The organism is Megasphaera cerevisiae DSM 20462, assembly GCF_001045675.1.
Lineage (GTDB): Bacteria > Bacillota > Negativicutes > Veillonellales > Megasphaeraceae > Megasphaera > Megasphaera cerevisiae.
In genome coordinates, this window is record NZ_LEKT01000080.1 from 1 (window position 1) to 7,544 (window position 7,544).

A 7,544-nucleotide genomic window follows, 5' to 3' on the forward strand; every position below is an offset into this window, starting at 1 on the left:
ACATTACAAAGAAGATGCTATCAAAAAAGCACGTCGTTACTTCGGTTATTTTGCACTGATCACAAACGAAAAGATGTCTGCCTTCACCGCATTGCATCTCTACAGAAAGAAGGATGTGGTAGAAAAAGCGTTTGGCAACATTAAGGAACGGCTTAATATGAGGCGGCTTCTCGTTTCATCTGAAACGGGACTGGATGGCAAAATTTTTGTTACATTTGTTGCGTTGATTCTTATATCGTATCTGGATCAAAAAATGAAACAGACAAATTTATATAAAAGTTATACATTACATCAGATGCTTGACTGGATTGTCAACACTTAGTCGGACAATCCAAATACTGGCGGGGTGTTCTGAACGGTCTTAAGAACCGTGGCGTGCAGGATCTTCTTATCCTCTGCTCGGACGGACTCACAGGGCTTAAGGAAGCGATTGCTGCAGCCTTTCCAAAAACAGAACACCAGCGCTGTATTGTGCATATGGTACGTAATACCCTTAAATATGTAGCCAATAAGGACATGAAGAATTTTGCCAGAGATCTTCGGACGATCTATACCGCTCCTGACGAAAAAACTGCTGTCAAACGGTTAGAGGAAGTAGATAAGAAATGGACGTCCCAGTATCCAGCAGCCATGAAACGGTGGCATGATCACTGGGATGTCATAACACCAATCTTTAAGTTTTCGATAGACGTTCGTACAGCTTTCTATACAACGAATACCATTGAGAGTTTAAATTCTTCCTACCGCCGTTTAAACCGTCAGCGAAGTGTTTTCCCAAGTTCACAAGCTCTGCTCAAGGCTTTGTACCTGTCCACTTTCGAGGCTGCCAAGAAATGGACTATGCCACTTCGGAATTGGGGAAAGGTAAGAGGTGAACTGGTCATTATGTACGCTGACAGATTACTGGCATGATAGCCCTAACGAAATGACGATTTATTAATTCTTTATTAACTATCATAGAAGACCTTATTTACAGACTTTTATTCATAGCCCCAAAAATGTTTGACTAAGCATTGACAATCTACAATATATTAGTGTTAATTTATAGTATTTAATCTTTCTAATTTAAAATTTGCTTCAGAAAGTGCATTAATCCAAAGTGTAACCATTTGATAAATTTGCATTTTAAGCCCTTCACCTGAAGATATATCTTGAGATACAAAGCTTACTTTTTTCATCTTATCATAAATTTTGCGCCGTTTATATTCATACCGAAGAAGTATATTTAATTCTTTTTCCGAAAAAGGATTGTTATCAATTTTATTATCAACATATAATATATCATATTGTATTAATAAAATTGCTTCTGGAATATTTTTAACATGATCTCTATAAAAATTTCGTGGTCCTTCTTCCATTTTTTCCCATTTCAAGGAAGTGTTATCTCCTGTAACAACAATAGCTTCATCCAACGCATTAAATTTATTTCTTAGTAATTCCGCTATTATATCGACTTTTTCACTGAAAATGGCATCATGCATCATATATCTTAAAAATAATTTTTCATCAAGATGAAGTTTTAACTGCTCTTTAGGTGGTAAAAAAGATTGTTCCCATTTTTTAGCCTTAGTTAACATACTCATGTCCATAATTGCCTCTACAGATCTGGATTCATGTTTATATTTTGGTATTTTTAGCATCGCTCTAAGGACACCATTATCAATCTGTGCAATTCCTTTTTCGTTAACCAAGTGAGGAAACTTTTGTTCAAGTAATGATCTTATTAACATTGCTCGTCTAATCATAAAAAACTGATCAAAACTATTCACTTGATTGGGTCCAAGTATATTAATATACCCTCTTAATCTACTAATAAAATCAGGTCCCTTACTATCTCTAAACTTATTCAAAAATAGTTGTTTTTCTTTTTCAATTTTAATTTCTTCTCCACAAAATTCAGAAAAGGAGCTACTAGTCCCTCCAACAAAAACGAATATAGCTTTCCCAATAGGGTGAAACCCTTCTTCATCTTTATAGACACCATCTTGCATTGGTGATAAAAAATATTTTAACCATCCCCAGTTTTCATGAAAATAGGAATCAAATTCATCAAAAATAACAAACGGTATTTTTCCTTCTAGATTAGAATCACTTATTTGATGAAATGCTTTTTGTAACTCTAAGGATGTCGAAAACTGAGAAATATTATAATCCACTTTTTTTATACTTTCAGAAAATTTACTAATAGCCATTTGATTTAAACCATAAGATTTGCCAGATCCAGGAGTGCCAAATATTGCAATAGATAGGGGTCTATTGGCATTTTTTGATGAAATATATTCTGAAATTAAATTCTGTATTGTATGATAGCTTTCAATTTCAATTCTATCTATTGTTTTTAATTTTCCAAATTTAGCAGTAGGTATATGCATTAAAACATTTTCTTCTCCATTTTTAACTAAATCAAATGCCATTTGTGCAATACTAGCAGAGCTTTTCTCTTGTAAAATAGACCAACTATCTTGATATTCTTTATTTAAAACATTGGGTATTTTTACATCTTGTACATATTCAAAAACAGGATCTGTAATCAAATTTTGTTCAAATATGCGCGCATTTGGAAAAGAATCACTAATCACCTTTACACCAAATCCATAATAAAAATATTTTCTCATGGCACTCATGCCTTCACGAATTCCTTGGAAAATTGAAATTACAAGTTCTTCTACTCTATAGTCTAAAAATGCCGCCGAAAAGCCGGCCACAAAAGCCGAAACCATTCCATACATTTCTCCGCAATTATTATTTCTAAAATCTCCCTCAAACTCATATGGCAAAAAACATAAAAACGATTGATGCATATTATCATTCTCACAATAAATAACCCCCTCTAATCCAAAAAGAACAATAAGATATTTACACTTTAATAAAAACGATAAGTTAGGGTTGTTTTCCAGCTGCCACGTAAAATCAAGTGCCGTTTTTTCCCAAGATATACTTTTACTAATATTAACGCCCTTTGAACGAAGATTATCAGCATTAATAATAACAATAGTTGTATCATTATGATATCTAACTAAGTGTTGCAGCAGTGGATTACCTTCTATCGGATTATCCATTTTATAAAAAACAAGCGGGGTTGTTTTCGTACTTTGAACCGCTACAGGCCAACACTCATTATTTTGATTGAATCCATTATTTTCATCATCAATGACAACAATGGAGGCATCAATCGCATCTTTTTCTAATGGTACCATTGCCATGAACTCATCTGATACCTCTGAAACCCCCATAAATCTACTAACTCTGTAAACTTTGGATTCCCCTTCATTAACAGAACGAGGATATGTTTTGATTTCAATAAATGAATACAAAAAACAATCACTCCCTAAATGAATACCTTCAGGAATAGTGGGAGAAATAACCTCTTGCTTCGTTGCCAAGACAATCATCTTTGCTAAAAGGAATGTGGCTCCGGGTATATACACACGGCATAAATGAATGTTATTCTCCCAATTCATTTTTTTTTCTTCTTGAGGAAATATATTCCAAAGTAATACATTTATGCAGGTATCTCCCATAACAACAATTTTATTTTTTTTGTTTTTCATATGTTTTTTCTCCCTAACGTACAAATATAGTGTTTTTTAACAAATAATTGTCATCTTATCTATAATTTTTATCATCATTTTTTTTTAATCTATCCATTAATTTTGACCATACAATTTGAGTTTGTTTAAAATCCTTATAATGCTTTTTTACATGTAAATGAAAATAGTCAAATTCATCTAAAATGATTCTAAATTTCTCTTCATTAAAGTAATTACATATACATGGCACAACTTTTTCAAGCTTTTTTTCAACTATATTAATTTCATTTTTATAATTTTTATTTTGTGTTACATAAAGTAAAAGTGGTTTATACCGAATCCATCCAATAGATGCATTCAAAAATCTTTGAGTAATATCTTCTGAATTAGCTTGCATAATTTTTAAATTACTGGGCAACGAACCAAAAAGCAACTGTTCACAGGACAAAAAACTATCATGAAACATATAACAAGGAATTTTTTTGACAACTCGATTGCAAATGCACGTACTTAAAAATGTATCTTCTCCTCTTGCTCCTGGAGGATTATAAAATGGAAATATTCTATCAATTTGTTTTAAATTAAAACCTAAGTTAGAACCAGAAATAAATTTCATTCCATTATTTTCCTTAACCTTTACTGTTCTATTATTTATATCTATATTGACGTTTGCATACGTAATTCCACCACTATCCATTTTTGTTTTTACAGATTGCCAATTAATTATATCGTTGCTTACTGCTTCAACAAAAACACGAAAATTTTTTTCCGAAAGTTCAGAATTAAATTTTATTTGTGGAATTGGCGAAATATATCCGCAATGATACCCGTGTGTTATGTCTGCATACATAAGATTTTTAATATGTGTCAATAACACATTTTCGCCCTTCCATAAAATAGTATTATTAATTTTTATATTGGCTACCGGATATTCATCATCATCAAAAAAAACAAGATAATCAATTTTCCTTTTTATCGCAAAATATAAAACTGCGTTTCTTTTCATTGCATACCCACGACCAAATATTAATTTAGCTTCATCTAGAGTAATAATATCTTTTTCTACCAACATTTTTATTTCATTTGAAACTGTATCTTCATCTAAATAATAAATATAATCTAACATTTTTAATATTTGGAGATCAGTAATAGTATAATCATCTATAGCCGTGTTAGTATAACTTAAATCATATGCAATAAATAAATGAATTGCAATATTGGGATTATGTATTAATCCAGATTCTTTCCAGTTATTTACATACATTTTTATTAAATTTTTAAAATGCTTACGTCCTGTCACAAAACCAACCCCAATATTTATTTTTTTTTCTCTACTCTCCAATTAAATACACCTCTAATTATTTATAAAAAAAAACCACTTTAATAAAAGTGGTTTATACCAAATATGTCCATTTTTATTTTTTACAACTACGAGACTACCAATTTACAACATGTAGACTACGATTTCTAGAAATAAAACCCGATATTAGTAGGTAGCAGTCTACAATGGGCCCAAGGATTTAGACCAGTACTGAAAAATTCAAGAGTGCATGATATAGTATAGGTAACAAAATAGGAGGCTGCCGTCATGCTAAGAAAAAAGTACACTGCTAAGTTTAAAACAAAGATTGTCTTGTCGATTCTTCAAGGCGACAAAGAATTTAATGTTATCTGTTCCGAGAATAGCCTGCATCCGAACATGGTCCGGAAATGGAAGCAAGACTTTTTGCAGAATGCCCATCTCGCCTTTAGCACAGATTCTGAGCGTAAGGCCGTTCAGAGAAAGGATAATGACCTGAAGAAAAAGAACAACCAGATGCTGAAGCCCATCAGTCAGTTGACGTTGGAACGCAACTTTCTTCAGGATTGCTTTTGCCAAGCGGGAGAGACCGTCCCACGAATCCCAGAATATGATTCAAAGGGATAAGGGGCTCTCTATCCGTCGGCAGTGTGAGCTGCTGGGGCTGAATCGCTCCAGCCTATATTACATACTAACCGAGCCGGATGCGACAGTTGTCAAACTTGAGAAGACCTTAATGGCGCGTATTGATTATTGGCATACCAGATGTCCGCATCTTGGTTCTCGCAAGATTGTCATCAAACTGCAGGAAGATGGCTTTCCTGTATGCCGCAAGACGGTACGCCAACTGATGTAGAACACGTTGAAACATAAGTAGATTAATCTATGGGGATTCAAGGATGCGAAGGCAATGAATGAGGAACATCTATTAACTTGTTCATTGCCATTATACCCGACGCAGGACCCATTCCTGCAATCATGGACAATCTTCTTATGTTGCCAGAATATCAGCCTAAGGAAACTATCATTTAGTGTTACAATTTTCCTTTCCTACGCCATAGAAATATTAGCCAATTTCAGGTTATTACCATTAGCTATTTACAAAAAGAGCCACTTTAATAAAAGTGGCTCTTACCAAATATATTCCATTTTTATTTTTGTTAACTTTTTTATATTTTCATTATATCACAAAATTTGTATAATATCAAATATATAATAAAGAATGTATGTGTCAAGAAGTTCTCGGTAAATGTATTGACCTAGATAATATCTTGCCTCATCGACTTTGCTTTGTTACAAAAATTCAGGCGTTGAAAAACGTTTTGCGAACGTTTCTATGGCACTGCTGGACAAACTAGTATGGCATCCGCCAAACCCTGATATTTCCATGGGAGTTTTTTTTGTGGGTTTTGTGGGTCAAGTATTTATAGAAGCCCTGACGGCTGGGTTTATTACCATCACGGGCGTTTTCGTTGTCGGAGCTGTCTTATTTGCTTTACTCCAGGTGTTCATCCATTTTAGACTCTATCATCTCCTTGATGGCGCCGCCAAGAAAATGGAGTGTCAACAGTAAACTAAACAACTTTTTTAAGGTTATTTTTTCGATACGCAACTGGCGTTAAGTAACCGAGCGAGGAATGAATTCTATGATTATTGAACCAATTCACATAATCAGCAAGCTGCAATTTTAATGCAGCTAGATTCATAAAGGTCTGATCTTTTACAAATTCAGTCTTGATGATTTTAAAAGTTGCTTCTGCAACAGCATTGTCATAAGGACATCCTTTATGGCTCAAAGATCTGTTGATTTCAAAGGCTTCCAACATTTCTTCAATTAGCTGATTTTTTAATTCATTTCCACGGTCCGTGTGAAAAATATGGATGTTTTCTAGACTTTTCTTTACCGTCATAAATGCCTGTTTTACAAGTTTTGCGGTTTTATGTGGACCAGCACTATAACCAATAATTTCTCTATTAAAGAGGTCTATAAGTACACAGATATAATGCCAGCTCGTTCCAACACGAACATAGGTTAAATCACTTACGACTGCGTTTCTATAGGATTGCTTATCAAATTCACAATTTACAACATTAGCTATTTTTGCTTTGTTGCAGGTATCCTTGTGGATGAAATTGGGCTGTTGTATATGTGGATACAAGCCCTTCCTGCCTCATTATACGACCGATTCGACGGCGGGAAATATACATATCTATCTTGGCTAGTTCCTGTTTGATTTTACGAGTTCCGTAATTAGAACGACTCGCTTGAAATATAGCAATTATGGCTGCAGTGAGCTCGGATTCATCCGTTTTCTGCGTAGCTTCATAATTCCAATGCGTAAACCGGATCTGTTTGGCTGTATTACGTGTATCCAAGATAACACCTCCACTAAGATAACCGCTGACTTATTCGAGTTATTCGGCTTTTTTAAGAAAACTCAGAAAACTCCAATATGCCTAATTTCTGATGTTGTACAATAAAAATTGACACCCTATTCTCAAGGATTGTGATATATAATTGATAGAGAATAGGAGAAATAAGATGGCAAAACGAATTATAAAAACTTATGACCAAGAATTTAAATCACAGGCTGTAAAATTGGCTCAGGAGATTGGTGGACACAAAGCCGCAACGGAACTGGGGCTTCCTGATAGTACTATCTATACATGGGTTAAAGCCTTCAAAGAGGGTAGGTTGGACGCAAAAGACGCTG

The 7,544-nt window shown here is 33.9% G+C and carries 6 protein-coding genes and 3 pseudogenes; 6 read left to right on the forward strand and 3 right to left on the reverse strand.

Features of this window, described 5'->3' with window-relative positions:
- Both AB840_RS17285 and AB840_RS14495 read left to right on the forward strand, forming a co-directional pair.
- Positions 1–322: pseudogene (locus AB840_RS17285) on the forward strand (IS1634 family transposase); the annotation flags it as partial.
- An 8-nt stretch (positions 323–330) separates the two neighbouring features.
- Positions 331–912 (forward strand): annotated as a pseudogene (locus tag AB840_RS14495) (IS256 family transposase); the annotation flags it as partial.
- 125 nt (positions 913–1,037) lie between these two features.
- On the opposite strand, the gene AB840_RS14500 reads toward AB840_RS14495, so the two are convergent.
- Positions 1,038–3,551, reverse strand: a complete 2,514-nt coding sequence (locus AB840_RS14500; RefSeq protein ID WP_072061873.1) for a hypothetical protein — start codon at positions 3,549–3,551, stop codon at positions 1,038–1,040.
- 55 nt (positions 3,552–3,606) lie between these two features.
- Entirely contained in the window at positions 3,607–4,872 is a 1,266-nt protein-coding gene (locus AB840_RS14505; RefSeq protein WP_048515556.1) for a hypothetical protein, read from the reverse strand.
- 246 nt (positions 4,873–5,118) lie between these two features.
- Here AB840_RS14505 and AB840_RS14510 point away from each other — a divergent pair, with 246 nt between their 5' ends.
- The 3 genes from AB840_RS14510 (at position 5,119) to AB840_RS17290 (ending at position 6,403) form a co-directional block, all read left to right on the forward strand.
- Entirely contained in the window at positions 5,119–5,457 is a 339-nt protein-coding gene (locus tag AB840_RS14510) for a transposase (RefSeq protein ID WP_048515557.1), read from the forward strand.
- Positions 5,441–5,686 carry a hypothetical protein gene (locus tag AB840_RS16250; RefSeq protein WP_048515562.1) on the forward strand — a complete coding sequence of 82 codons (246 nt, stop codon included), beginning with the start codon at positions 5,441–5,443 and terminating at the stop codon, positions 5,684–5,686. The genes AB840_RS14510 and AB840_RS16250 overlap by 17 nt, the downstream gene beginning before the upstream one ends.
- Before the next feature lie 546 nt (positions 5,687–6,232).
- A complete protein-coding gene (locus tag AB840_RS17290; RefSeq protein ID WP_160300573.1) occupies positions 6,233–6,403 on the forward strand; it encodes a hypothetical protein in 171 nt (56 codons plus the stop codon).
- Between the two features lies 1 nt (position 6,404).
- Here AB840_RS17290 and AB840_RS14525 read toward each other — a convergent pair.
- Positions 6,405–7,182 (reverse strand): annotated as a pseudogene (locus tag AB840_RS14525) (IS3 family transposase); the annotation flags it as partial.
- Between the two features lie 190 nt (positions 7,183–7,372).
- Between AB840_RS14525 and AB840_RS18365 the strand changes: the two are divergent.
- Positions 7,373–7,544, forward strand: a 172-nt coding sequence (locus tag AB840_RS18365) for a transposase (RefSeq protein WP_048515559.1), incomplete at its 3' end; no start/stop codon positions are given.

Excerpts from the sequence above, each read along its gene's own strand:
- AB840_RS14500 (WP_072061873.1), bottom strand. The coding sequence starts at position 3,551 with ATGAAAAACAAAAAAAATAAAATTGTTGTTATGGGAGATACCTGCATA.
- AB840_RS14510 (WP_048515557.1), top strand. The coding sequence starts at position 5,119 with ATGCTAAGAAAAAAGTACACTGCTAAGTTTAAAACAAAGATTGTCTTG.
- AB840_RS16250 (WP_048515562.1), top strand. The coding sequence starts at position 5,441 with ATGATTCAAAGGGATAAGGGGCTCTCTATCCGTCGGCAGTGTGAGCTG.